The sequence below is a fragment of the Variovorax sp. W1I1 genome, from assembly GCF_030815625.1.
Classification (GTDB): Bacteria; Pseudomonadota; Gammaproteobacteria; order Burkholderiales; family Burkholderiaceae_C; genus Variovorax; species Variovorax paradoxus_C.
The window spans coordinates 3,277,671-3,301,127 of record NZ_JAUSWZ010000001.1; the positions used below are offsets into that span (position 1 = coordinate 3,277,671).

A 23,457-nucleotide genomic window follows, 5' to 3' on the forward strand; every position below is an offset into this window, starting at 1 on the left:
AACTACAGGGGCTTTTGTTTGGCGGAACCGGACGTTATCGAACCAGGTTCATGAGTGCCCGCTGCCTTCGTGTCCGTTGGGCTCATCAGGAGCGAAGAGATCGCGAGTGTGAACATCAACGTCGCGGCTACTCCTGCCGCGCGGAGCTTTCCCAGGGCGGCCTGCCAGATCGGCGCGGCCTTTTCGTTGTGCTGTGCTTCAAGCTCGGCGAGCGTGTCGAACTCGGGTAGCCCTGCCTTCTGAGCGAAGTACATGATCTGGCTCGCATCGGGCCAGTACTTTCCTTTTTTCCACTCGCTGATTCGTGCCTGGCTCACTTCGAGGTCGGCCGCAAGTTGGCCGAGCGTCATCCCGCTCTGGCTTTTAGCTCGCTCTATCAGTGAGGAAATGTCAATAGGCATTGGCATTTACGGTTCTCCGGAAATTCTTGCTACATTTCGTAAATCGGAAATCCTTTCGGAATTCCGTAAGAACGAAATGTACACCCGGAGGGGCAATGAGAGCATTTGGCGCAACGCCACCTGAGCCTTACACGCATGCGGTACACGCCCGCCGCTGCCGCGAAGCCGCCGACGAAGGCGAGGTCCTTGCCGGTCAGTTCCTCCAGGTCAAATCCGGTCCGGTCGTCTACTGCGCCCGGATCGTCGCCGCCTGGGACCACCAGGACGCGGGCGAGATGTGGAAACTAGAACTTCTGTTTCCGGTCAAGGGCTTGCAGTCGTTCCCGGCGAAGCGTTCGCGCCAGTGCGGCGGTGTCGATGGTCGCTGTGTTTGCGAGCTCGACGCGCACGAGGCCCGAGGTACGAGGGCCGACCGCGCGGCGGGCTCCCAGGGGGTGACGTGCTAGTAACACGTCACAAACGGCTCAAAAATGAGCCACAGCGCTCCTTTTTCGTCGACTGGCTGTCCCTGTACCAGGAACACCGAGGCCCCCTTCCCATCGTCTCCGCCGGCGTCGTCTGGTCCACCGACTCGACCGGTGAGGTCAAGTGGAAGTGCGTCAAGGCCTCCACCATCGAAGGCAGCTTCGAAACCTCCGTGCAGGTGCGGTGCGATGGCAACACCGTTAAGTTCGATGGCAACGTCTCGCGCTTCGGCCGACCTGACAACGTGTTCGGCTACGACCTCGACCAGTGCGTCGAGATCGTTAATTCGATCCTGGCTGACCTCGGATTGCCACCCTTCACCAAGGGCGAAAAGTTCTACCGGCATGTCAAGACGCAGACCGGGCTCCTCCTGAAATCGGCTTGGACTGGTGCGCATCTGTCGCGTATCGACATGACGGCCAATTTCGAGACGGGCTCCCTTTCCAACGCACGCGCTTACCTCGAATGGCTCGCCACCCAACAGGGATCGGCACGCATCAAGGTGGGCACGCATGGCAACGGTGAAACCGTCGACTGGGGCCGAGGCTCACGCCGTCTCTACGCAAAGGCGTACCTCAAATCCGATGAGCTCCGCGCACATGGTGCCGGGCTCGAACTGATCGAGCACTGTGAAGTGGTCGGGCTCGTGCGCTTCGAGCTAACCGTTAAAGCGACACAACTGCACTCGATGGGGTGCAACTACCTCGGAGGTCTAGACATGGACCAACTCGAATTGCTTTTCGAGGAACGCAAGGCTGTGCTGACGCGAGCCGAACACACGCACGACGACATGCAGGAGCTACCCAACGCCCTGCGGCGAACAGCCCGCGATTGGCTGGCCGGTGATGACCTCGAACGCCGCATGTCCCTCGCAACTTTCAAGCGGCACCGCAAGGGCCTGCTCCCCTATGGAATCGACATCGCGGTGCGTCGCAACGTGATCGATTTCAAACCACGTGTGCGGACGATCGAAGTCCGGCCCGCGCGCGTTCCTTCTTGGTACGACTTCGGCGAAAGGAAAGCAGCATGAGAGTCACAGTGGTTGGAGTCGAGCGCCTGGAAGGCACCGGCAAAGAGTCGAAGAAGCCGTTCTCCATTGGCAAGGTCTTTGCGACCGTCAAGCTCGAAACGTCGCACAGCGATCAGGGCCTGACCAAGGGCGCCATGGGCACGGAATACCGCGTGGACGTCGAGCTCGTGAAGCGCATCGAGCACCTCGATTTCCCGGTCGATGCAGAGCTCACCGTCGAGGACGTGATGCGCTTCGGCAAGCGCGAGACCAAGGTGCTCGACGTGCGCCCTATCGCACGTAGCGCCGCACCCGTCCAGCAACTTCCTAAGGCTGCGTGATGGAAGCCGCCCTCGCCCTCCTCCTCGCTGGCCTGCTCGCTGGCATGGGCTTGTGCGGCGCCATTTGGTCCGCTGGCGAGCGTGCCGAACGTCGCGAACGTATCGAACGCGCACGCCGCCGCGACCATTCGACTGTCCCTGTCATTCACTGGGGCAAACAGTGATTCAAGCAGTCGTCACTAGTGACGCGCCCAAGACGCCCGCACAGCGCCAGGCGGCGTACCGTGCGCGCAAGGGCCACCAGGTCAACGTGGTGTTGCCTGCCGACGTGAAGGAAGGTCTCGATGCCTACCTGCGCCGGCAGCACATGGACGTCGATCCCACGCTCACGCAGAGCGATGTCATCGTCAAGCTGTTGAGGGCGCAGTTGCTGCGCAAGCGCTGATGCGTTGGCTCATCCGCACCTTCGGCAAGAGCTTCGTCTGGAAGCTCGGCGCGCTCGCCGCTATCGCCGTGGTTGCACTGGTCGAGGGCTGGCTGCGTGGCTGACCCTACCGTCATTCAATGCGCTTCTGCATGCACCGTCACGGTCGTGCACGAGCTCCACATTCCCGCCCTCGATCTGACGATCGAGGAAGGGCAACTGATCGGGGGCGCCATCGTCCTCGTCTGGGCAATCGGCTACGGGTTCCGGGTAGTCGCTCGCCAAATTCAAAGCTCCGGACATAACCACCAAGAAAGTGAGTGAATCATGGATGTGACCGCTGTTGTTGCTGCTATCGCCGCCGTGTCGGCGTCGGTGATCCTGGTCGGCAATGCCGACCTGATCGTGCGCGTCGGCGTCAAGGCCTTCTCGTACGTGCGTTCGGCCATCGGACGCTGATTGCGGGTGCGGTGCAGGGGACGCCCTGCCCCGCCCCTTTCCAAAGCATCGATCCCGGTGCTTCGTAAAGGGCCTCCATGGGTATCTACATCCTCATCGCTTTGCTACCTGCTGTATGGCTCATCTTCTCCGCCTGATACTTTGCGGCTTCGGCTTGCTGTTCACCGTCGGTGCCTTCGCAACGATCGTTCCCTACTCCGGCTTCCAGGTCTACAAAGACGCTGTGAACGAGGGCAATTGGTACTCGACCAACCAACAGGCTTGTGATGCTGGGGTGGCGTTCATAAAGACGCTACCGCCTTCGCTGTTTGGCGTTGTCTCGATCACCACTGCCGTGCGCGGCAGTACCTGTACGCCAGCTGCAGCGACCTATTACACGAGTGGGACCTACATGTCGGGCTCGCCCTCTGTGTTGACCAATTACTCGTGCGCAGGGAGCGGCTGCAATTTTGGTTCGTTCACTCTCAACATCCGGCAGGTGTCGAATGTGTGTCCTGATCACAGTCTGTTGATCGGCGGGGTCTGCAAGTGCGACACCGGATATGAGGAGCGGGACGGGCTATGCAAGACACCTGGGAGCATCTGTGTGGACAAGGCCACTCTGCCCGCGATCGCGCCTGGCGTCACGCAAGAGTTTTCGACCACGAAGCCAGCGTCTTCGAGCGGTATGTTTGCTCCGCGCAATGTGTGCATCGAGCAGTGCCAGGCGAATGGAACTCCGGCGTATTGGGCGTGCGGTGGAACCAGGTGCACGGTGCATTTCAAGTCGGCCACGTACACCGGCCAGCCGTGTGCACCCGATGGAGGACCTACGGCGCCGGCGCCTGACCCAACGCCTACACCCGATGCCCAGCGGTGCCCCGATGGCAAGGTGCCTGGCACCGTCAATGGCACGAACGTGTGCGTTACACCAGGCGAAGCTGGATCGTCGTCCGGCACCAGCGGCAGTACCAGCAACACCGGTACCAACGCGGATGGCACCCCGGCGCCTACGTCCGGCACCGGGACAAGTTCGACCTCCAACACATCGTGCAACGGCACCACGTGCACGACCACCACGACCACGACCACCAGCAGCACAAACAGCAGTGGCCAGACCTCCACCGCGCAGCAGACGAGCAGCACGCAGCAGCCGCAGTTGGACTATTGCGGTAAGAACCCGAAGGCCAAAGAATGCGCCGGCAACGAGGAGACGCAAAGCGCGTTCAACGGCGCGTGTGCAACGGGGTTCGTAGCCAAGAGCGATGACGCGGTCATCAACGCCATGGCCGAGGAAACCTTCAGGCAGAACTGCAAGGTCAATCCCGACCAGGCATCGACGGTGCTCGCGAACGAGGAGCGTGTGAAGACCGGCAACCAGACCGGCAGCAATCCCAACAACGTGTCGCTTTCGATCAGCCCGTCAAGCATCGATACCAGCGATGCAATCGGCGGCGGTGGAGGGTGCATCACCGACAAGGTCATCAGCGTGGCAGGTGGATCTGTCGCGCTGCCCTTCTCTCGTGCCTGCGATTCGTTCCCCATGCTCGGCACGCTCCTGGTTGCGATCAGCTTCTTGGTCGCCGCTGTCATCATCATGAGAGGTTGAAATGCCCGCCGTCTTGCTTGCCCTCGGCACCCTGTTGCTGCAGATCGTCGGCTCCCTCGCCGGCCGCGTCCTGGTCGCGCTCGGCATCGGTGTAGCCACATACACCGGCCTCAACACCACGTTCACCTGGTTGAAGTCTCAGGCCGTCTCCGCGTTCCTCGGCCTCGGCCCTGAGGTCGTCGGGATCCTCGGCATGCTCAAGGTCGGGGTGTGCATCAACATCATCTTCTCAGCCATGCTCGCTCGCGCCGTCATCAACGGCATCCAGGGCGACACCTTCAAGCGCTGGATCCACAAGTAATGCTGTACCTGCGCACCGGGGCGAACGGCTCCTTCAAGACCGCCCTCACCCTCTGGGATGTGCGGCAGATGCAGCTCAAGGAGAACCGCGAGGTTCTCTTCGTCAAGGACCGTTTTGTAGCCAAGCCGATCCTCACCGAGGAGTTCGGCTGGAAGCCTATCGAGTTCAAGGACTGGCTCAAGCATCGCAACTGCATCATCCTGGCCGACGAGCTGCACCGCGATCTCCCCAAGGTCTCCGAGAGCAGCAAGCGGCCCGAGCACATCGAGATGCTCGCTGAGCATCGCTCGTACGGTCACGACTTCTTCCTGCTCGACCAGCATCCGCTCAACATCGACCCGTTCGTGCGCCGGCTTATCGGCCCGCCTGGTTACCACCAGCACTTCGTGCGGCTGCTCGGCGCCGCCAACGCCGTCAGCGTGCTGCAGTTCGATGCGACCGATCCCGTCTGCGAGAAGCCCGCTGCAGTCAAGCGGGCGCAGACCTCGACTCGCAACCCGCACAAGGAGGCTTACGAGTGGTACGAGAGCGCCTCGCTGCACACCGGCAAGCTGCGCATCCCCAAGCAGTTGTGGACCCTCCTCGCCTGCATCGTCGCCGGGATCGCGGTGGTCTACCTTCTGGTCACGAGGTTCATGCCTGGCGCGACTGGCGACACCAAGGCGTCGACCAGCTCGAGCACCTCGACCACGGCCAAGCCGTCGACCTTCGGCGTCACGGCCGGCCCCAGTGATGAGCGCAAGCCCATGACCACTTCGGAGTACGTCGCGTCGTACCAGCCGCGGATCGCCGGCCTGATGCACACCGCGCCGGCCTACGACAAGCTCACCGAGCCTAGGCGCGTACCTGTGCCTGCTGCGTGCGTCGAAATGAAGTCCGTGGGCTGCAAGTGCTACACGCAGGACGCCACGCCCTATCCGGTAGATCTCGCCATGTGCCGCCAGCTCGTGGCGCAAGGCGCCTTCCTGGCGTTCCAGGCCGAGGGCGAGACGAAGAGCCAGTCCACCCCCTCGCCGATGGCACGCCAGGCCACGCAAACGGCCTTTGCCGGGCCTCAGGCGCCGATCTTGATCGATGGTGGCTCCAAGCCGTCCAGCGGCGCTACGGGCGTTGCGGCGGCCGCCGCGGCTGACCAGGGCGCGCAGCCTCGCGTGCCGCCAGGGTCAAAATGGTCGTTCCAGGCGGGAGGCTGAAATGCTGAATTGGTTCGAGCTCGTGTTAATTGCGTTGGCGCTGTGGGTCGCGGTCGAGCTCAGCCTTGACGGCTGGAAAAGATTTAAGCGCGATCACGAGCTGGGCGACTGAGCCGCAGGTCGACCAGGTCGAATGCACCTGGTTGAAATAACGTGCCCCTGCGCACGAGCTCGCGCTACTGCAAAGCGAAACGCCGTAGCCCTTGTGGCGGAGGCATCTTCTCTCTGGTGCTGCGCCTATAACGTGCCCCTGCACGCTCTCTGGCCGGCCAATAGGCGGTATCGAAAACCTGTACTCAAACCTCGACCAGGTCGGCACTCGAGACGAGATTTCGGAGCGTATGGCGATACTTTCTGCTCGACCACTCAGTTGAACATTTCAGCCTGGCCAGCCGCGCGCGCGAGTGCTCTCTTGATGCTCGAAATGTGCGTCCCGTAGCGCCTGGCGATCGCGGATTTCGTCATCCCTCCGGTCTTGAACAGTCGCACCGCTTCGGCCTCTTGAAGCGGTGACATTGCACGTGGTCTGCCGGGCTTTGCCCCTCGTGCTACTGCTGCTGCCAGCCCTGCTTTTGTTCGCTCTCGAATCATCGCTAGCTCGAACTCTGCGAAGGCTCCGAGCATCTGCAGCAGCATCCGGCCTGCTGGGCTTGCTGTGTCGATGTGCTCGGTCAGCGAGTGAAATTGAACGTCGCGTGATGCCAATTCATCGATGACATTCAGTAGGTGTTTGAGTGAGCGTGCTACTCGGTCCAGCTTGTAGACCACTAGCGTGTCGCCCTTTTGCAACTCGTTGAGTAGGCCGTTAAGTACTGGCCGTCTGGAGTCGCCACCACTTCTTTTCTCCTCGAAAAGAAAATCGACGCCAACCTTGCGGAGGGCGTCGATCTGAGTGTGGTTTTCTTGTTCTAGCGTGCTAACTCGCGCGTATCCGTAAAGCATTGCTGGTGAAGACCTGTAACAGTCCTCTGAGCATACGGGCCAAACGCGCGAGCCAGCGCTTGATATTGGCGGAACCGGAGGGATTCGAACCCTCGATGAGGCTCTACACCCCATACTCCCTTAGCAGGGGAGCACCTTCGGCCACTCGGTCACAGTTCCTGAAAGCAGCCGAGATTATGCCACCGTCAGGAGGCCGGTTGGTCCAGATCGAAGGCTTTATGCAGCGCTCGAACGGCCAATTCCATATATTTTTCGTCGATCACGACCGAGGTCTTGATCTCGCTGGTCGAAATCATCTGGATGTTGATGCCCTCTTCGCTCAGCACGCGGAACATCTTGCTCGCGACACCCACGTGGCTGCGCATGCCGATGCCCACGATGCTGACCTTGCAGATCTTGGTGTCGCCCACGATCTCGGTCGCGCCCAGCGAAGGCATGACCTTCGATTGCAGCAGGTCGATGGTCTTGGCGTATTCGTTGCGGTGAACGGTGAAGCTGAAGTCGGTCTTGCCGTCCTTGCTCAGGTTCTGGATGATCACGTCGACCTCGATGTTGGCATCCGCCACGGCACCGAGGATGTGATACGCGATGCCCGGCTTGTCAGGCACGCCCAGCACCGAGATCTTGGCTTCGTCGCGATTGAATGCGATGCCGGATACGACGGCTTGTTCCATGTTTTCGTCTTCCTCGAAAGTGATCAGCGTGCCGGACTTGGCCTCTTCATTGATGTCGATGTCCCATGCGGTGAAGCTCGAGAGCACACGCAGCGGCACCTTGTACTTGCCGGCGAATTCCACCGAGCGGATCTGCAGCACCTTGGAGCCCAGGCTCGCCATCTCGAGCATCTCTTCGAAGCTCACGGTGGTCAGGCGCCGCGCATCGGGTTCGACGCGCGGGTCGGTCGTGTAGACACCGTCCACGTCGGTATAGATCAGGCACTCGTGCGCCTTCATCGCAGCCGCGATGGCCACGGCCGAGGTGTCGCTGCCGCCGCGGCCCAGCGTGGTGATGTTGCCCGCGTCGTCCACGCCCTGGAAGCCGGTGATGACCACCACCTTGCCCGCGTTCAGATCGGCCATCACGCGCAGGTCGTCGATGCTCTCGATGCGGGCCTTGGTGTGCGAGCTGTCGGTGCGCACCGGCACCTGCCAGCCCGCGTAGCTCACCGACTCCATACCCTCGGCCTGCAGCGCAATGGCCAGCAGCGCGGACGAAGCCTGCTCGCCGGTCGATGCCAGCATGTCGAGTTCGCGGTTGTGGGCTTCGCCCGGTTTGCTCGGCGCCAGTTCCTTGGCGAGGCCGAGCAGGCGATTGGTTTCGCCGCTCATGGCACTCGGAACCACGATCATCTGGTGGCCGGCGCGCGCCCACTTGGCGACGCGCTTGGCGACGTTTCTGATGCGCTCGGTCGAGCCCATCGACGTACCGCCGTATTTGTGAACGATCAATGCCATGGGTGAAATCAGAGAAAAGAAAAGGGCCGCTGGATAGGCGGCGCCCTGCAAGCTGTGGGAGCTAAGTCTTCGGCGAGGGCGGGGCATTGTACCAATGCAGCCGATCACCCTTCCGCTCGGCGAAACCGCCGGCCACTTTGAGGTGGATGCGATGGCCGCGCGTGGTGCAGGCGCGGACCTGATCGAGCAGCTGGTCGAGCTGCGCGGCGCTGGGCGCGCAGCCGTGCGACTGCATCAGCCAGTGGCGCGCCACATTCGCTTGGCGGGCCCGCGAAAGCGCTTGCAGCGCCTTGATAAGAGGCGGGTTGCCCACGGCTTCGAGGTCTTGCGCGGCGAGTTCGAGCAGCAGTTGCTGCGCCTGCGCCGCGTGACCGATGCTGCGCGCGAACGTCGCGCGGAACTGCGGAAAAGCCTGCTCCAGTGCTGGCAGCAGCACCGCGCGAATCCGGTTGCGGGTGTAGCGGGCGTCGCCATTGCTCGGATCCTCGATCCATGGCAGATCGCGTGCTGCGAGCCAGGCGCGGATGTCGGCCGCAGGCACTGTCAGCAGAGGCCGATAGATGTTCAGGCCATTGCGTTCAGCGTGCGCAGGCATGGCCGCCAAACCCGGAAGGCCGGCACCACGCGATAGCGCCAGCAAGAGCGTTTCGACCTGGTCGTCCGCGTGATGCCCGAGGGCAATCGACTGGATGAAGGGTCGCGTCGAATCCATGCGCGCCATGGCACCAAACGCCTCGTAGCGTGCGCGCCGCGCGGTGTCTTCAGGACTGTCCCCCGGCGCATGCCGCGCATCGACCCGATGCACGATAAGCGGCACGGCAAGCCGCTCACACACCTCACCGCAATGCCGCTCGAAATCGTCGGCCGCGGCCTGCAGTCCGTGATGCACATGAAAGGCCACTACCTGCCCCGGCCAGCGCAATGCACAGGCGGCCAGCAAGGCGGTGGAATCCGCACCGCCGCTGAAGCCCACCGCCAGCGGCCGTTGCGCCGGCTCGAACGCGGCCATCGCGCGTTCGAAGGCTTCGCTCATGGGTGCTCAGCGGCCGGTGTCGGCCTTGGTGTCGTTGAAACGGCCGTAGCTCTGCAAACGCTCGTAGCGGCGTTCCAGCAGTTCCTTGGGCTTCAGGTCGCTGACCTGTCGGAACGCATCATTGAGCGCGCGCTTGAGGAAAGCCGCCATCTGGCGATGGTCGCGATGCGCGCCGCCGACCGGCTCGTTCACGATCTTGTCGACCAGGCCCAGTGCCTTCAGGCGGTGCGCCGTGATGCCGAGCGCATCGGCCGCTTCCTGTGCCTTGTCGCTGGTCTTCCAGAGAATGGAAGCACAGCCTTCAGGGCTGATCACCGAGTAGATCGAGTATTGCAGCATCACGAGCTGGTCGCCGACCGAGATGGCCAGCGCGCCGCCGGAGCCGCCCTCGCCGATGATCGTGACGATGATCGGCACCTCGAGCTGCGCCATCTCGAAGATGTTGCGGCCGATGGCTTCGGATTGGCCGCGCTCTTCGGCATCGATGCCGGGGTATGCGCCGGGCGTGTCCACGAAGGTGAATACCGGCAGCTTGAACTTCTCGGCCGTCTTCATGAGGCGCAAGGCCTTGCGATAGCCCTCGGGCTTGCTCATGCCGAAGTTGCGCGCGGTGCGCTCCTTCGTGTCACGGCCCTTTTGATGGCCGAGCACCATGCAAGGCACGCCATTGAAGCGCGCGAGGCCGCCCACGATCGACAGGTCGTCCGAGAAATGCCGGTCGCCGTGCAGTTCGACGAAGTCGGTGAAGATTTCGTTGACGTAGTCCAGTGTGTAGGGCCGCTCCGGATGCCGTGCGATCTTGGTGATCTGCCAGGGCGTCAGGTCGCTGTAGATGTCCTTGGTGAGCTGCTGGCTTTTCTTGCCGAGCTGATCGATTTCTTCCGAAATGTCGACCGCCGATTCGGTCTGTACATAGCGCAGTTCTTCAATCTTTGTTTCGAGTTCCGCAATGGGTTGCTCGAAATCGAGGAAGGTTCGTTTCGCCAACGTCTTCTCCTGTTTTATTTCAATACGCGACCGGCACGGGGTCCAGCGACCGCCAAATATACCAAGTCGCCACGCTGCAATACGGGGCCCAGGCCACGGCGACATCGCGGGCATCGCTGCGGCTCACCGGGTCGCCCGAAAAGTAATTGACGCTGATGCCGTTGAGCAGCCCGACATCGTCCACAGGCAGCACGTTCGGACGCATGAGGTGGAAGATGAGGAACATCTCGGCCGTCCAGCGGCCGATGCCGCGAATGGCCACGAGCTCTTCGATGATGAGCTCGTCGGCCATGTCTTTCCATGCATCGACGTGCACCACGCCCGAATCGAAATGCAGGGCCAGGTCGACCAGGTATTCGATCTTGCGCGCCGAGAGGCCCGCTGCGCGCATGTCGTCGACCTTGAGCTTGAGCACGTTCGCCGGCGTCAGCTTGCGCGGCAGCACCGCGAACTTGTCCCAGACGGTTTGCGCGGCCTTCACCGAGATCTGCTGGCCCACGACGCTGCGCGCCAGCGTGGTGAATGCGTCGCCGCGCGATTCGAGACATGCGGTGCCGAACTTCGGAATCAACCGCTTCATCACGCGGTCTTTCTTGGCCAGGTGCTTGCAGGCCTCTTCCCAATAATCCGGCGTGTAGATCTGAACGGTCGGGTTTTTGGAAGCGGGCATGGGGTTGGTGGTTCCGTTCACTTCGCGACGGTCCAGCTCGTGCCAGTGGGCGAATCCTTGAGCACGATGCCCTGATCGAGCAGCCCTTGGCGGATGCGATCGGCCTCGGCGAAATTCTTAGCGGCCTTGGCGGCGGCACGCGCATCGATCTGCGCCTGGATGGCCGCATCGTCGAGCGTCGCGCCTGCGCGGAGGAAACTCTTCGGATCGCTCTGCAGTATCTGCACGCACCCACCCAGCGCCTTCAGCAGCCCGGCCTGTGTAGCCGAGCGCGTGCGATTGACTTCGCCAGCGAGGTCGAACAACACGGCCACCGCTTCGGGCGTGGCGAAGTCTTCGTCCATCGCGGCCTTGAAGCGCGCGGCGTAGGGGTCGTTCCAGTCGATGGACGCTACCTCGGCTGGCGCCACCAGTTCGAGTGCCGTGTACAGCCGCTTGAGCGAATTGCGCGCGTCGTCCAGATGCACGTCGCTGTAATTGAGCGGCCGGCGGTAATGCGCGCGCAGCACGAAGAAACGGATGGTCTCGGCGTCGTATTTCTTCAGCACGTCGCGGATCAGGAAGAAGTTGCCCAGGCTCTTGGACATCTTCTCGTTGTCGGTCACGATGAAGCCGTTGTGCATCCAGTAGTTGGACAGCGGCTTGTCGTTGGCGCCTTCGCTCTGCGCGATCTCGTTCTCGTGGTGCGGGAACTGCAGGTCTTCGCCGCCGCCGTGGATGTCGAGTGTTTCGCCCAGCAGCGCGCAGGCCATGGCCGAGCACTCGATGTGCCAGCCCGGACGGCCGGCGCCGAACTCGCTGGCCCACTTCACCTCGTCGGGCTCGCTGGCCTTCGCTCTCTTCCAGAGCACGGGGTCCAGCGGGTCGTCCTTGCCGTCGAGCACGGCCACGCGCTCGCCCGCATGCAGCTCGTCGATCGACTTGCCGCTCAGCTTGCCGTAACCGGGGAACTTGCGGATGGCGTAGTTCACGTCGCCGTTGTCGGCGCGATAAGCCAGGCCCTTCTTCTCGAGCGTGCCGATCATCGACAGCATCTGCGGGATGTAGTCGGTGGCACGCGGCTCGTGCGTGGGGCGCGCGATGCCCAGCGCATCGGCGTCTTCGTGCAGCGCGTCGATCATGCGATCGGTCAGCGCGCGGATGCTCTCGCCGTTTTCCACGGCGCGGCGAATGATCTTGTCGTCGATGTCGGTGATGTTGCGCACGTAGGTCACATCGAAGCCGCTGGCCTTCAGCCAGCGCTGCACCACGTCGAAGGCGATCATCGAGCGGGCATGGCCCAGGTGGCAGTAGTCGTAGACCGTCATGCCGCAAACGTACATGCGCACCTTGCCAGGTTGCAATGGGGAGAATTCCTCCAATTCACGCGACAGCGTGTTGTAGATGCGCAGACTCATGAGACTCGGAAAGCGTCGCTTCGCGCACGTGCGGCACGGGCGAACGACGGGGTATTTCAGGGGTGACGGGGACAGCGGCTACGAGGGGTTGGACATGGCCCCTCGGCTACAATGCCACGCAGTATAAACGGCCGCCGCAGCCTGCTGCCGCGTCCCTCCCGGGTGTTCTCCAGGCCCGCATTCCCCTATCCTGCCGAGGCTTCATGAAGCACGCCGTGTTCTCCAAACTCTCCATCGCCTTCGCACTCCTGTTCAGCCTGTGGGGTTCCGTTGCGCATGCCAACGAGTACGACGAAGTGAACCTTCTGCTGCGTCAAGGCAAGGCCACCGAAGCGCTCGCCAAGGCCGACACCTACATCGCCGGCAAGCCGCGCGATCCGCAGATGCGCTTTCTGCGCGGCGTGATCCTCACCGAGCAGAACAAGCAGCCCGAGGCCATCATCGCCTTCACCCAGCTCACGCAAGACTTCCCCGAGCTGCCCGAGCCCTACAACAACCTCGCGGCGCTGTATGCCTCGCAAAGCAAGTTCGACCAGGCACGCGCCGCGCTCGAATCGGCGATCAAGCTCAACCCCAACTACGCCACCGCGCACGAGAACCTCGGCGACGTGTATGCGCGCCTCGCGGCACAGGAATACGTGAAGGCGCAGCAGTTCGCCAGCACCAACGCCAGCGTCGCGCCCAAGCTCCTGCTGATCCGCCAGATCTTCTCGTCGAAGGCCGAAGCCGAAGCCGCCGCGCTGCCGGCTGCGCCTGTGGTCATCCGCAAGCCGGTCGGCAAGTCCAGCAAGTAAGCCGCTGCCGGCACGGGCGGTGCGACGCATTCGTTGCACGGTCCGCGCCCTCCCCCTTTCGCAAACGGAGCATCACTTGACGATCCACGCCCTTTCAAGACTCAGCCGCCGCAACGCCTTCATCCTGGCCGCGGCCATCGGCTTTGCCGCCACAGGCTACGCGCAGCAAGCCGCACCGCGCGTGAAGCTCGCCACCTCGGCCGGCGACATCGTGGTCGAACTCGATGCGGCCAAGGCGCCCAAGTCGGTCGAGAACTTCCTGCAGTACGTGAAAGACAAGCACTACGACGGCACGGTGTTCCACCGCGTCATCGACGGCTTCATGATCCAGGGCGGCGGCTTCACGGCCGACATGCAGCAAAAGCCCACGCGCCCGCCGATTCCGCTCGAGGCGAGCAACGGCCTGAAGAACGACAAGTACACGATCGCGATGGCACGCACCGGCAACCCGAACTCGGCCACCTCGCAGTTCTTCATCAACGTGAAGAACAACGATTCGCTCAACGCGCCCAGCCCCGACGGCTACGGCTACACGGTGTTCGGCAAGGTCGTGGCCGGCACCGAAGTGGTCGACAAGATCCGCGCCGTGCAGACCGGCAACAAGGGCGGCATGCAGAACGTGCCCCTCGAGACCATCACCATCAAGTCCGCCACGCTGGCGAAGTAATTCATCCCCCCAATTTCCGAAGAAGGAGTCCCTCATGAGCAACCCCCAAGTCGAACTGCACATCAAGAACTACGGCGTGATCACGCTCGAACTCGACGCCGAGAAGGCGCCCAAGTCGGCCGAAAACTTCATCGGCTACGTGAAGAAGGGCCACTACGACAACACGGTGTTCCACCGCGTGATCCCCGGCTTCATGGTGCAAGGCGGCGGCTTCGAGCCCGGCATGAAGCAAAAGCCCACCGGCGCCGAGATCGAGAACGAAGCCAACAACGGCCTGAAGAACGCCAACTACACCGTCGCCATGGCCCGCACCAGCGCGCCGCACTCGGCCACCGCGCAGTTCTTCATCAACGTCGCCGACAACGGCTTCCTGAACCACACGGCACCCTCGGCGCAGGGCTGGGGCTACGCGGTGTTCGGCAAGGTCATCAACGGCACCGACGTGGTCGACAAGATCAAGGCCGTGAAGACGGGCCGCAAGGGCTTCCACGACGACGTGCCGCTCGAAGACGTGGTGATCGAAAAGGCTGTCGTCATCGCTGAATGACCCTCAGGCAAGACAGGCACGGCGCGGCATGACCAACGTGGCGAACCCGGCTTTCACCGAGCTGGTGGCGCCGCCCGCGTGGCGCACCGTCGACCTGATCTCCGACCTGCACCTGCAGGCCGGCGAGCCCGCCACCTTCGAGGCCTGGCGGGGTTACCTCGAAACCACGCCGGCGGATGCGCTCGTCATCCTCGGCGACCTGTTCGAGGTGTGGGTGGGCGACGATGCCGCCACCCAGCCCGGCTTCGAGGCGCAATGCGCCGAACTGCTGCGCCGCACCGCGCAGCGCCTGCCGGTGTTCTTCATGCACGGCAACCGCGACTTTCTCGTCGGCCCCGCGCTCGCGGCGCAATGCGGCCTCACGCTGCTCGACGACCCCACCGTGCTGGTGCTGCACGGCCAGCGCTGGCTGCTGAGCCACGGCGACATCCTCTGCCTGGAAGACACCGAGTACCTCAAGTTCCGCGCGATGGTTCGCACGCCCGAATGGCAGGCCGCGTTCCTGGCACGGCCGCTCGAAGAGCGCCGCGCACTTGCGCGCGCGATGCGCACGCAGAGCGAAGACCGCAAGCGCAACCCCTCGACGATCTGGGCCGATGTGAACACCGACGCCGCGCGCCAGTGGCTGCATCAGGCCAGGGCACAAACGATGGTGCACGGCCACACGCACCGCCCGGCCGAACACGACCTGGGCAACGGCCTGCGCCGCATCGTGCTGAGCGACTGGGATGTGGCGGCCCATCCGCCGCGTGCGCAGTTGCTGTGCCTCTCCACCGCCGGCGCACAGCGCGTCGACCTGCGCTAGCACCGCCGATGTTCAAGTGGCTGCGCCGCCTGCGCGCCCTGCCCCCGATTCCCGATGCGGCCTGGCAGGCCACGCTGGCGCGCTATGCCTTCCTGGCCGACCGCCCCGCTGCCGATGTGCAGCGGCTGCGTGCACTGACGGCCGAGTTCCTGCGCGACAAGGAATTCCATGGCACGCAAGGCTTCGTCATCACCGACGAGGTGGCGCTCGCCATCGCGGCGCAGGCCGTGCTGCCCGTGCTGCACCTGAAGGGCCATCTCGACTGGTACGACGATTTCGTCGGCATCGTGGTGCACCCGTCCGAGGTCGTGGCGCGGCGTAAGGTCGTCGACGAAGCACTGGTCGTGCACGAGTACGACGAGGTCGTGGCCGGCGAAGCCATGGACCGCGGCCCCGTCATGCTCAGCTGGCAGGACGTGCTCGCAAGCAGCGTCACCAGCGAAGGTGGTTACAACGTCGTGATTCACGAGTTCGCCCACAAGATCGACATGCGCGGCGGCGACGCCGATGGCTGTCCGCCCTTGCCATCCGGCTTCGCGGGCAAGCGCAGCGCCCGCGAATCGCGCGCCGCGTGGCTCGCCGTGTTGCAGCCGGCCTACGACGATTTCCGCGAGAAAACCATCATGGCCGAGCGCTTCGGCGCCGAGCCGCCATGGCTCGACGATTACGGCGCGACATCGATCAGCGAGTTCTTCGCGGTGGCCTGCGAAGCCTACTTCGTGAACCGGCCGAACTTCGCCCGGGACTTCGCCGGGGTGACGGCTCTTTTCGATGAGTTCTTCCTGAGCAGGCAGGCCTGAGCGGCGACCGGGTCCGCAGGTCGCGCGCCAAAGAAAAAGACGCCCCGCGGGGCGTCTTTTTCATGGCAGTCTGGCGCTTACTTGCGCAGCAGCGCCTTCAACGCGTTCTGCAAACGGCGTGCACTCGCCGCATCGTGCGCCGCAGCCAGCACCTTGCCGGCGTCCTGGCCCCAAGTCTGAGCCGGCGCCGGGTCACCGCGCTTGGTCAGTAACTTGAGTTGCAGCGCACGGCGTGCGTCGAGCTGCTCTGCGGGCGTCGGCACTTCGGCGGCCATTTCCAGGCGCAGCAGCGCTTCCGCGGCATCGCTGGCCGCGGCCGTCGGCGCGCTGCCGACAGCTTGCGACCAGGTGGTGCGCACGGCCGGCGTGACCGCGCGACCCAGTTCCTGAACGCTCGGAAGGCGTGCCGCATCGCGCTGTTCCCAGGCGCCGAGCACCTGCGTGAGTGCTTCGCCATGGGCTTGCGCAGCGAGCTTGCGCAGCGCCATGTCCGCGCGTTCGAGCGCTTCGCGCTGGGCGCGGAAAGCGGCATCGCCGAGGCGCGGGCCGCGGTCTTCGAAACGCGGCGGACGGTCGCCGAAACGGCCGGCCGGTGCGCCGCGATCGCCACCACGGTCACCGCGTGCGTCGGGGCGCGGACCGCCACGGTCGCCAGGACGGCCCGGACCACCAGGGCCTGGCCGGCCGCCGTCGCGACGGTCGCCGAACTTGCCGCCGGCGCGGCCTGCGGGCGCCGCGTCCGTCTTCTTGCTGCTGGGACGGTCGTCGCCACGCATGGCCACGACCGGCTTGGGTGCCGGCTTCGGCGCGGCGGCTGGTGCAGGGCTTTCGATAGCGGCGGCTTCGCCGGCGTCGTGCGCCGCGCCGTCGGCGCGTGCGGAGGCATCGGCACCGTCGGCCGGGGCCACGAGGTCGGGCGTATCGGCCTGCGCTGCCTCGGCGGTTGCGGCCGGCGAGGCTTCCGCGTCGCTCGGGCTCGGTGCTTGCTCGGCGCTTTCGGCGAATTCAGCGGCGGCCTGTCCGGGCGCCACGACTTCGGTCGCGCCAACTGACGGCCCATCGGCGCTCACCACAGCCTGTTCGGCCTTGGGTGCGGGCGGCGGCGCTTCGCCGCGCAGCGCGCCTTCGAGACGGGCGATGGCGGCGCGGATCTTCTGCACGTCGCCGCCAGCATTGGCCGCGTCGAGCGCCTTGGAGGCATCGAGCACATGGCGGTCGTGCTCGCTCATGGCCGACGACGCCTTTTCGCGCTCGGCGGTCTTGCGGTTGAAGGCTTCGTCGATGGGCGCGCGGAACGCGTCCCACAGCTTCTGTTCGTGGCGACGGTCGAGCGGCACGCTCTGCGCCTCGTGCTGCCAGCGCTGCTGCAGCGCCTTGACCGCGTCGATGCGCAGCATCGGCTGGGCACCGAGCTCGGCGGCCTCGGCGATCATGGCCTGGCGGCGTTCGACGCTGGCCTTCTGGGCCGTCTCGAACGGTGCGCGCGCGGCGCCGAAGGCTTCGTTCCACTGCGGCTGCAGTTCGGCGAACACCTTCTCGCCCACGTGGCCGGCATCGCGCCAGCGGTCGGCGAACTGGTGCAGCGCGCGGTTGTGCGCCTTCAGATCGGTGGCGCCGGCATGCTCGGCGGCCCAGGCCTTGACCTCTTCGATCAGTGCCACGCGATGCGCGCGATGCTCGGCCGCATCGGCGCGCACCTTTTCGAGCCAGGCTTCGACCACCTTGTGGGCTTCGTTGCAGGCTTCGTCGAAGCGCTTCCACAGCGCATGGTTCGGCACGCCTCCCTGATCGGCCTGCTTCCACTGGTCGCGCAGCGCGCGCAGCGTTTCCTGCATCTTGCGGCCGCCGAGGGCCTGGCCTTCGGGGCGCTTGAGCAGGCCTTCGGCCTTGGCGACGAGGTCTTCGCGGACCTTGTCGGCGCTCCAGCGCTGCCAGCCTTCAAGCTCGCCGGCCGCGACCAGCGCGGCGTGCACGCGGGCTTCGAGCGGCGACTCGACCAGCTTGCCGTGCTCCTTGAGCACCGCACGCAGCGCAGCGGCCGCACCGGCGCTGGCCTTGCCGTGGCCTTCGGCGGTTTCCTGTTCGAGCTTGGCGAGCGCAACCTGAACGGCGTCCTGCGCAGCGGCACGAACGGCCGGATCGATCTTGGGTGCGGCAGGCCGCGCGGGGGCTGCAGCCTTGGGTGCGAGCACCTCGCCGCGAGCGCTGCGCAGCTCGTCGGCCCACACGGGCACCGGCGGCAGCGGCGCGGCAGCATCGGCTGCGGCGGCGATGGCCTGTGCCAGCGCGCTGTGGAACGCATCGGACACGACCAGCAGCTGCGACTTCGACGCTTCGAGCTGCGGCGCGAACTTGGCGTCGAGGCTGTTCCAGTTGATGTCGGCCGTGATGTCGGCGGCCTGCTGCTGCCAGTGGGTCACGTCGTTGCGCAGCGACTCTTCGGCGGCCTGGGCGTCCTGCCAGCCCTTGGTGGAGAGCACTTCAAAGCGCTGTGCCAGCAGGACGGCGGCTTCGCGATGCACCTGGGCGCGATGTTGCAGGTCTTCGATGCCCTTGACGCGTTCGGCCAGCTTGGCCTTCAGGCCCGCGAGCGGTTCGCGCGAGAGCGGCGCGCCGGCCTTGGCGGCGTCGCGCTGCCAGGCGAGTGCATCGGCGATGTTGAGCTTGGACTGGCCCAGCAGCAGTTCGGCCTTCTGTGCCCATTCGGCCGCAATCGCCTCCTGGCCCTTGGCGCGCTTGAGCTCGTCGAGCTTCTCGCGCAGCAGGCGCGCGGCGCCCTTGTCGCGACCGCTCAGCTCCTTGAAGACTTCCTGCATTTGCTCGGATGCCGGGTTGCCCGCGAGCCAGTCGCGGATGCGCGCGGCGCGCTCGCCGGAAGTCGGCGCGGTGAAGGCGCCGCCGGTGAGCGTATCGAGGGCTTGAAGGTCGTGTGGCTTGGAAGAAGTAGAGGTCACTGGCGAAATCGTTGTCTTGGTAGAGAAAGCGAAGGCGCCGGCAAAGGCCGGCGCACATCGACATTTTCACCCACTTGCGATGGACTGCCGAATTCCGTGGCGGAACGGCGGCCAACGCTGGTGGCGGGCTGGGAGATTTAACGGGAACTACATATATAGCAAGCCGATGCAAAAAGCCAAGTGGCCGTTCTCACTTCATGGTCAGTTTGAGCTCGGCGCCCGGCTTCCACTCGGCACCGCTGGCCGTGGTGCGCACCGCGCCCAGGAACAGCCGCTCGCTCGTGAGTTTCTGCGCCAGCAGGTAGTCGCGCACCGCGGCGCCGCGCTCCACGGCCAGTTGGCGCATCGATTCTTCGTCGACGGGCACGCTCGCGAACAGCAGGTTTTCCATTTCCTTGACCGGCAGGTCCTTGGCCAACCCGACGAGGTTGCGCGGCTTGGTGATGTCGGCGCGCTTGTACACCGCCGTCAGCAGCTCGGGGTATTCGGCGTCGGTGACCGGCGGCACCTCGGTGCCGGTTTGGCCGCCGCGCACCGCGACACGGCGCTTCTCGGCCTGGGTGAGCTGTCGCACACGCTGGCGCTGGTAGGCATCGCGCTCTTTCTCGAGGCTGGAGGTGCCGATGACCGTCATCTCCAGCGTCGGCCGCTCGGTCAGCGCCTTGGCGACCTTGTCCAGGCTTTCCTTGGCTGCCGCGCTGAGCACCGAACTGCCCGCCTCGAAGGTGATGGCGCTCGATTCGCCGCTGCCACCGCCGCCCAGGCCGCCCGTGAGCAGGCTGAACGGCGCCGTCACGGCCTTGACGATCAGGTTGACCACCGCCTTCCAGATCAGCGGTCCGACGCTGAACTGGGGATCGTTGAGCGAGCCGCTGAGCGGCAGGTCGACATCGATCACGCCGTTGCGGTCGGCCAGCAAGGCCACGGCCAGTTTCACCGGCAGGCTGTTGGGCGCACCGGCGACTTCCTCGCCGAACTGCAGCTGGTTGAGCACCAGCTTGTTGGTGGCGGTGAGCTGGCCGTCGGGCGCGACCTTGTAGTTCACGTCCATGCTCATCTTGCCGCGCTCGATGCCGTGGCCCGCGTAGCGCACCGAGTACGGCGACAGCGGCGCGAGGTCGAGGTCGCGCATCTTGGCGGTGATGTCGAGTTCGAGCGGCTTGGCCAGCGGATTGAGCTTGCCGGTGATTTCCAGCGCGGCCGTCTGCTGCGCCTTGCCGCGCAGTTCCAGGTCGGCCAGCGCCGGGCGGCCCGTCTCGCCCTTGGGCGGGTTCGACGAGAAGGAACTGAGCTTGCCGGTCAGCTCGCTCAGGTCGGCCGAGTAGTTGGGCTTGACGAAGAGATCGGTGAAATCGATCTTGCCGTTGACCAGGCTCATCGGACCGAAGTTGATGACCGGCGTGAGGCCGGTGTCCGCCGGTGCCTGCGCCGTAGCTACCGGCGCGGCGGCCGGCTTGGCGGGTTCGGGGCTGCCGCCGACCATGGCTTCGGCCGACACCGGCGCGCCGCCGGAGCGCTGCACAGGCGCCGCCGCGCGGGTCGTGGTGGTGGTGCCGCCCGGTCCCTTCTGGGTCTTGGCGTCGGCAGAGGCCGCAACCGCGGCACCTTCGGCTTCGCCCTTCTTCGTCAGATTGAGCAGGTTGAGCCGGCCGGTCGGATCGACGATCACGCGGGCGAAGAAGTCGGTCAGCGTGGTTTCGCGCACGTCCACCTTCGGCGGCGTATTGGGCGCCAGGCCGACCTGCAGCCCGCGCAGGCTCAGCGTCTTCCAACTCAGGAGCTGGTTGGTGTTGCGGTCGAAACCGGGGGACTGGGTGAGCGACACACTGTTGGCGCGGAAGTCGTCCAGTGCGGTGTCGCCAGCCAGCTTGACGGTCATGCCGGCCGGCGTGGTCGTGTAGTGGACCGTGCCGCGGTAGCTCGCGAAGGCGCGGCGGATGTCGACGTTGAGCGCGTCCGCGTAGTAGGCCTTGAAGGCGTGCGCGGGGAACGAGATCACCTCGAGCCGACCCTCGGCGGCCAGCGGCTTGAGCACGACGTTGCCCTTGTAGTCGAACTTGCCCGGCTCGGAGCGGCCGGAGCCGATGCGGCCCGAGACCTGCAGCGGCGACACGGTGTTGGTCTCGGGCGCGATCTTCTGTGCGTTCAGCTTGAAGGCCGTGACCTCTACCGTCACCGGCAGCGCGCCGGCCTTGTCTGAATAGGAGAGGCTGCCGTTGTCGACCGCCATCGTGGCAATGGTCAGCGCCCAGGGCTTGGTGTTGGCGTCGGCTTTGGCCGATCCGGCGCCGGCCGGCTTGGGCGCCGCCACCTTCGCTTCGGCCGCGCCGCCGTTGCCGGCCGGGGTGCGCAGCCAGCGCTCGAACATCCAGCGCTTCTCGCTGTCGCGCTCCACGCGCACCTTGGGGTTGGTGGCGGTGAACGAGGCGATGTTCAGCGTGTGCTGCGTCATGTCGACCTCGGCGTCGACCAGCTCGAAACGGCCGACGCTCGCCAGTGCGGTCTTGGTCTGGGTCAGCGCAAGCCCGTCGGCTGCCAGCCGGCGCGCCTTGAACTTGAGGTTGGGCTGGTTCCAGGCGATATCGATCTGGCCGCTAAGCTTGCCGTCGAGCGTGGGCTCCAGGCTCTGCGCCAGATACGGTGCGGCCAGTGAGAGCGGCAACGCGTCGACCTCGGTCTGCACGTCCGCCACCTTGTCGGTGGCGCTGCCCTTGAACTTGAGCGAGGCGCCGGCAATGGCGGTGCTGCCGTTGAACTGGGCCGGCTTCTCCATCGGCCAGGTGATGGCGGTGACGTCGAGCCCCAGGTCGGTCAGGTCGACGGCAGCTGCGGGCTTGACGGTCTCGTCGCGCCAGCCGATGCGCCCGCCGCTCAGCGCCACCTTGTCGACCTGCACCTTCAGCTTGGGCTTTTCGGCCGTGTTGCCGGCCGGCGCGCTGGCTGGGGCGGCGGGGAGTGGTGCCACTTTTTCCGCAGCACCGGTGGCCGGGTCGGTCGCCATCAGGTTGAGTTGGCCCGAGGCATCGCGCGCCACCACGAGCTGTGGATTGGCCAGCGCCACTTCGCTCAAATGGAACACCGATTCAAGCGGGCGAACATCGGCCAGCGCGAGCTTGAGCGAATCGAAGCCCAGCAGGTCGCGGCCCCTGGCGTCGCTCAGCTTGGCGCCGTGCGCTTCCACCGTGCCGTAGATCTTCAGGCCGGTGGTCGTGGCCTGTTGGAAGTCGATCTTCAGGTCGGCATCGAGGCTGCCGGCCTGCAGCTTCACCGGCAGGCCGCCGGGGATGTAGCCGAGGTAAGGCACGAGATCGAGCCCCTTGAACTGCACATGGGCGTCGGTCTTGCGGCTGGCCGAGAAGGGCGTGGTGAAGGCGGCCGAATCGAAGTTGCTGCCGTTGAGCACGAAGGCCAGCTTGGGCTCGGTCTTGACCTCGCGCTGCGAAGCCAGGTTGCTCAGGAAAGGCACATTGAGCACGAAGTTGCGCAGCTCGTGCTTGCGCTTGACCGTCTGGTCGTCGAAGTCGACCGCGCCGTCCTTGATCGAGATGTTGTAGATCGCAAAGCGTGCCGGCTCGGCCTTGGGGTCGGGCGGCGGACCCGAGGCCAGCTTGGCGAGGATGTCGTCGATGTCGTACTTGCCGTCGGCCTGGTGCGTGAGCAGGATGGCGGGCGACTCGACCGAGACCGCATCGATCACGGGTGCCAGGCGAAAGAGCGATTGCAGTTCGGCGTCGGCGTAGATGCGTTTGATGGCCAGTTGCGGCTGCTTGCCGTCGGCGGTGGCGATGCGCAGGTCATGCAGCGCGAGTTCGAGGGTCCAGGGCTTGAAATCGATCTTGCCCACGGTGACCTGCCGGCCCAGTTTTTCGCTCGCGATCTTTTGGAGCTGGCTCTTGGCGATGGGCGGAACCGCCAACCATGCGATGACCCAGAGGGCCAACAGAACCAGCAACGCGACGATCCCACGTCGCATCCATTTGTTTTGTTTGAGCGAAGCTAAATCCATCGCGGGAGTGTGCCGCAAACACGCGTCGATGCAGAAACAAGAAAGCCCGGCAGCGCGACGGAATGTCTCGTTGCCGGGCTTGATGGCGGGCCTAACACCCAAGCCATCGATTCGCGCGACCGGAAGTCAATGGTTCCTGCCGTGCTGGCAGCAAGAGATTGCCGCCGTGGATCCTCCGTCGTTCGAGCCCTTGACTTGCACCTCAGGCTGCCTGACTTCGGAAAAACGCCTGAAAACTCAGGCCCGTTCAGATTAGGTGCCGCACCCTCGCATTGCAAAT

Annotated in this window: 23 protein-coding genes and 1 tRNA gene; 14 read left to right on the top strand and 10 right to left on the bottom strand. The window is 64.8% G+C overall.

All coding sequences use genetic code 11. The features are described 5' to 3' along the window. Positions 1 to 2: 2 nt before the first annotated feature. On the bottom strand, positions 3 to 407 hold the full coding sequence (locus QFZ83_RS15340; RefSeq protein ID WP_373457504.1) for a helix-turn-helix domain-containing protein: 405 nt from the start codon (positions 405 to 407) through the stop codon (positions 3 to 5). Positions 408 to 496: 89 nt separating this feature from the next. Here QFZ83_RS15340 and QFZ83_RS15345 point away from each other — a divergent pair, with 89 nt between their 5' ends. From QFZ83_RS15345 to QFZ83_RS15385, 9 genes are all read left to right on the top strand, one after another. Then, the gene (locus QFZ83_RS15345) at positions 497 to 847 is read left to right on the top strand and encodes a hypothetical protein (protein WP_307507857.1); all 351 of its coding nucleotides are present in this window, start codon (positions 497 to 499) and stop codon (positions 845 to 847) included. Continuing rightward, complete coding sequence (locus QFZ83_RS15350) at positions 841 to 1,896, top strand: phage/plasmid replication protein, II/X family (protein WP_307507859.1); 1,056 nt, start codon at positions 841 to 843, stop codon at positions 1,894 to 1,896. The genes QFZ83_RS15345 and QFZ83_RS15350 overlap by 7 nt, the downstream gene beginning before the upstream one ends. Then, positions 1,893 to 2,216, top strand: a complete 324-nt coding sequence (locus QFZ83_RS15355) for a hypothetical protein (protein WP_307507861.1) — start codon at positions 1,893 to 1,895, stop codon at positions 2,214 to 2,216. Before QFZ83_RS15350 ends, QFZ83_RS15355 begins: the two co-directional genes overlap by 4 nt. Beyond that, positions 2,216 to 2,380, top strand: coding sequence for a hypothetical protein (locus QFZ83_RS15360; RefSeq protein WP_307507863.1), 165 nt, complete (start codon positions 2,216 to 2,218; stop codon positions 2,378 to 2,380). Before QFZ83_RS15355 ends, QFZ83_RS15360 begins: the two co-directional genes overlap by 1 nt. After that, complete coding sequence (locus QFZ83_RS15365; protein ID WP_307507865.1) at positions 2,377 to 2,601, top strand: hypothetical protein; 225 nt, start codon at positions 2,377 to 2,379, stop codon at positions 2,599 to 2,601. The genes QFZ83_RS15360 and QFZ83_RS15365 overlap by 4 nt, the downstream gene beginning before the upstream one ends. Positions 2,602 to 2,907: 306 nt before the next feature. Beyond that, positions 2,908 to 3,039 carry a major capsid protein gene (locus QFZ83_RS15370; RefSeq protein ID WP_307507866.1) on the top strand — a complete coding sequence of 44 codons (132 nt, stop codon included), beginning with the start codon at positions 2,908 to 2,910 and terminating at the stop codon, positions 3,037 to 3,039. 154 nt (positions 3,040 to 3,193) lie between these two features. Next, complete coding sequence (locus QFZ83_RS15375; protein WP_307507868.1) at positions 3,194 to 4,627, top strand: virulence factor TspB C-terminal domain-related protein; 1,434 nt, start codon at positions 3,194 to 3,196, stop codon at positions 4,625 to 4,627. A gap of 1 nt (position 4,628) precedes the next feature. Beyond that, complete coding sequence (locus tag QFZ83_RS15380; RefSeq protein ID WP_307507870.1) at positions 4,629 to 4,928, top strand: DUF2523 domain-containing protein; 300 nt, start codon at positions 4,629 to 4,631, stop codon at positions 4,926 to 4,928. Further along, positions 4,928 to 6,121 carry a zonular occludens toxin domain-containing protein gene (locus QFZ83_RS15385; protein WP_307507872.1) on the top strand — a complete coding sequence of 398 codons (1,194 nt, stop codon included), beginning with the start codon at positions 4,928 to 4,930 and terminating at the stop codon, positions 6,119 to 6,121. The genes QFZ83_RS15380 and QFZ83_RS15385 overlap by 1 nt, the downstream gene beginning before the upstream one ends. Positions 6,122 to 6,487: 366 nt before the next feature. Here QFZ83_RS15385 and QFZ83_RS15390 read toward each other — a convergent pair whose 3' ends face one another. The 7 genes from QFZ83_RS15390 to cysS form a co-directional block, all read right to left on the bottom strand. Further along, entirely contained in the window at positions 6,488 to 7,063 is a 576-nt protein-coding gene (locus tag QFZ83_RS15390; RefSeq protein WP_307507874.1) for a recombinase family protein, read from the bottom strand. Between the two features lie 66 nt (positions 7,064 to 7,129). Next, positions 7,130 to 7,222, bottom strand: a tRNA-Ser gene (locus QFZ83_RS15395). A 26-nt stretch (positions 7,223 to 7,248) separates the two neighbouring features. Further along, complete coding sequence (locus tag QFZ83_RS15400) at positions 7,249 to 8,517, bottom strand: aspartate kinase (RefSeq protein ID WP_306876892.1); 1,269 nt, start codon at positions 8,515 to 8,517, stop codon at positions 7,249 to 7,251. Between the two features lie 61 nt (positions 8,518 to 8,578). Further along, entirely contained in the window at positions 8,579 to 9,550 is a 972-nt protein-coding gene (gene tilS / locus QFZ83_RS15405; RefSeq protein WP_307507876.1) for a tRNA lysidine(34) synthetase TilS, read from the bottom strand. Between the two features lie 6 nt (positions 9,551 to 9,556). Beyond that, on the bottom strand, positions 9,557 to 10,537 hold the full coding sequence (locus tag QFZ83_RS15410) for an acetyl-CoA carboxylase carboxyltransferase subunit alpha (RefSeq protein WP_042580102.1): 981 nt from the start codon (positions 10,535 to 10,537) through the stop codon (positions 9,557 to 9,559). 19 nt (positions 10,538 to 10,556) lie between these two features. After that, positions 10,557 to 11,207 (bottom strand): DNA-3-methyladenine glycosylase, encoded by a 651-nt coding sequence (locus QFZ83_RS15415; protein WP_013541915.1) that lies wholly within the window; start codon positions 11,205 to 11,207, stop codon positions 10,557 to 10,559. A gap of 17 nt (positions 11,208 to 11,224) precedes the next feature. Beyond that, positions 11,225 to 12,604 carry a cysteine--tRNA ligase gene (cysS, locus tag QFZ83_RS15420; protein WP_307507878.1) on the bottom strand — a complete coding sequence of 460 codons (1,380 nt, stop codon included), beginning with the start codon at positions 12,602 to 12,604 and terminating at the stop codon, positions 11,225 to 11,227. Between the two features lie 203 nt (positions 12,605 to 12,807). Between cysS and QFZ83_RS15425 the strand changes: the two genes are divergently transcribed. The 5 genes from QFZ83_RS15425 to QFZ83_RS15445 all read left to right on the top strand — a co-directional run bounded on the left by QFZ83_RS15425 (position 12,808) and on the right by QFZ83_RS15445 (position 16,217). Next, positions 12,808 to 13,398: a tetratricopeptide repeat protein gene (locus QFZ83_RS15425; RefSeq protein ID WP_013541917.1), complete on the top strand. Its 591-nt coding sequence runs from the start codon at positions 12,808 to 12,810 to the stop codon at positions 13,396 to 13,398. A gap of 76 nt (positions 13,399 to 13,474) precedes the next feature. Next, entirely contained in the window at positions 13,475 to 14,065 is a 591-nt protein-coding gene (locus QFZ83_RS15430; RefSeq protein WP_307507880.1) for a peptidylprolyl isomerase, read from the top strand. Positions 14,066 to 14,099: 34 nt separating this feature from the next. Then, entirely contained in the window at positions 14,100 to 14,612 is a 513-nt protein-coding gene (locus tag QFZ83_RS15435) for a peptidylprolyl isomerase (RefSeq protein ID WP_307507881.1), read from the top strand. Between the two features lie 28 nt (positions 14,613 to 14,640). Further along, complete coding sequence (locus QFZ83_RS15440; RefSeq protein ID WP_307507883.1) at positions 14,641 to 15,417, top strand: UDP-2,3-diacylglucosamine diphosphatase; 777 nt, start codon at positions 14,641 to 14,643, stop codon at positions 15,415 to 15,417. An 8-nt stretch (positions 15,418 to 15,425) separates the two neighbouring features. Then, entirely contained in the window at positions 15,426 to 16,217 is a 792-nt protein-coding gene (locus QFZ83_RS15445; RefSeq protein WP_307507885.1) for a zinc-dependent peptidase, read from the top strand. A 77-nt stretch (positions 16,218 to 16,294) separates the two neighbouring features. Here QFZ83_RS15445 and QFZ83_RS15450 read toward each other — a convergent pair whose 3' ends face one another. Both QFZ83_RS15450 and QFZ83_RS15455 read right to left on the bottom strand, forming a co-directional pair. Beyond that, the gene (locus tag QFZ83_RS15450) at positions 16,295 to 19,171 is read right to left on the bottom strand and encodes a DUF349 domain-containing protein (RefSeq protein ID WP_307507887.1); all 2,877 of its coding nucleotides are present in this window, start codon (positions 19,169 to 19,171) and stop codon (positions 16,295 to 16,297) included. Positions 19,172 to 19,361: 190 nt separating this feature from the next. Beyond that, entirely contained in the window at positions 19,362 to 23,177 is a 3,816-nt protein-coding gene (locus tag QFZ83_RS15455; protein WP_307507889.1) for a DUF748 domain-containing protein, read from the bottom strand. Between the last annotated feature and the right edge of the window lie 280 nt (positions 23,178 to 23,457).

Bases quoted from the DNA above. Each gene is read 5' to 3' on its own strand.
- QFZ83_RS15360 (WP_307507863.1), top strand. From the start codon at position 2,216: ATGGAAGCCGCCCTCGCCCTCCTCCTCGCTGGCCTGCTCGCTGGCATG.
- QFZ83_RS15425 (WP_013541917.1), top strand. From the start codon at position 12,808: ATGAAGCACGCCGTGTTCTCCAAACTCTCCATCGCCTTCGCACTCCTG.
- QFZ83_RS15370 (WP_307507866.1), top strand. From the start codon at position 2,908: ATGGATGTGACCGCTGTTGTTGCTGCTATCGCCGCCGTGTCGGCGTCG.
- QFZ83_RS15415 (WP_013541915.1), bottom strand. From the start codon at position 11,207: ATGCCCGCTTCCAAAAACCCGACCGTTCAGATCTACACGCCGGATTAT.
- QFZ83_RS15400 (WP_306876892.1), bottom strand. From the start codon at position 8,517: ATGGCATTGATCGTTCACAAATACGGCGGTACGTCGATGGGCTCGACC.
- QFZ83_RS15345 (WP_307507857.1), top strand. From the start codon at position 497: ATGAGAGCATTTGGCGCAACGCCACCTGAGCCTTACACGCATGCGGTA.
- tilS (WP_307507876.1), bottom strand. From the start codon at position 9,550: ATGAGCGAAGCCTTCGAACGCGCGATGGCCGCGTTCGAGCCGGCGCAA.
- QFZ83_RS15385 (WP_307507872.1), top strand. From the start codon at position 4,928: ATGCTGTACCTGCGCACCGGGGCGAACGGCTCCTTCAAGACCGCCCTC.
- QFZ83_RS15340 (WP_373457504.1), bottom strand. From the start codon at position 407: ATGCCAATGCCTATTGACATTTCCTCACTGATAGAGCGAGCTAAAAGC.
- QFZ83_RS15455 (WP_307507889.1), bottom strand. From the start codon at position 23,177: ATGGATTTAGCTTCGCTCAAACAAAACAAATGGATGCGACGTGGGATC.
- QFZ83_RS15355 (WP_307507861.1), top strand. From the start codon at position 1,893: ATGAGAGTCACAGTGGTTGGAGTCGAGCGCCTGGAAGGCACCGGCAAA.
- QFZ83_RS15445 (WP_307507885.1), top strand. From the start codon at position 15,426: ATGTTCAAGTGGCTGCGCCGCCTGCGCGCCCTGCCCCCGATTCCCGAT.
- QFZ83_RS15390 (WP_307507874.1), bottom strand. From the start codon at position 7,063: ATGCTTTACGGATACGCGCGAGTTAGCACGCTAGAACAAGAAAACCAC.
- QFZ83_RS15440 (WP_307507883.1), top strand. From the start codon at position 14,641: ATGACCAACGTGGCGAACCCGGCTTTCACCGAGCTGGTGGCGCCGCCC.
- cysS (WP_307507878.1), bottom strand. From the start codon at position 12,604: ATGAGTCTGCGCATCTACAACACGCTGTCGCGTGAATTGGAGGAATTC.
- QFZ83_RS15435 (WP_307507881.1), top strand. From the start codon at position 14,100: ATGAGCAACCCCCAAGTCGAACTGCACATCAAGAACTACGGCGTGATC.
- QFZ83_RS15380 (WP_307507870.1), top strand. From the start codon at position 4,629: ATGCCCGCCGTCTTGCTTGCCCTCGGCACCCTGTTGCTGCAGATCGTC.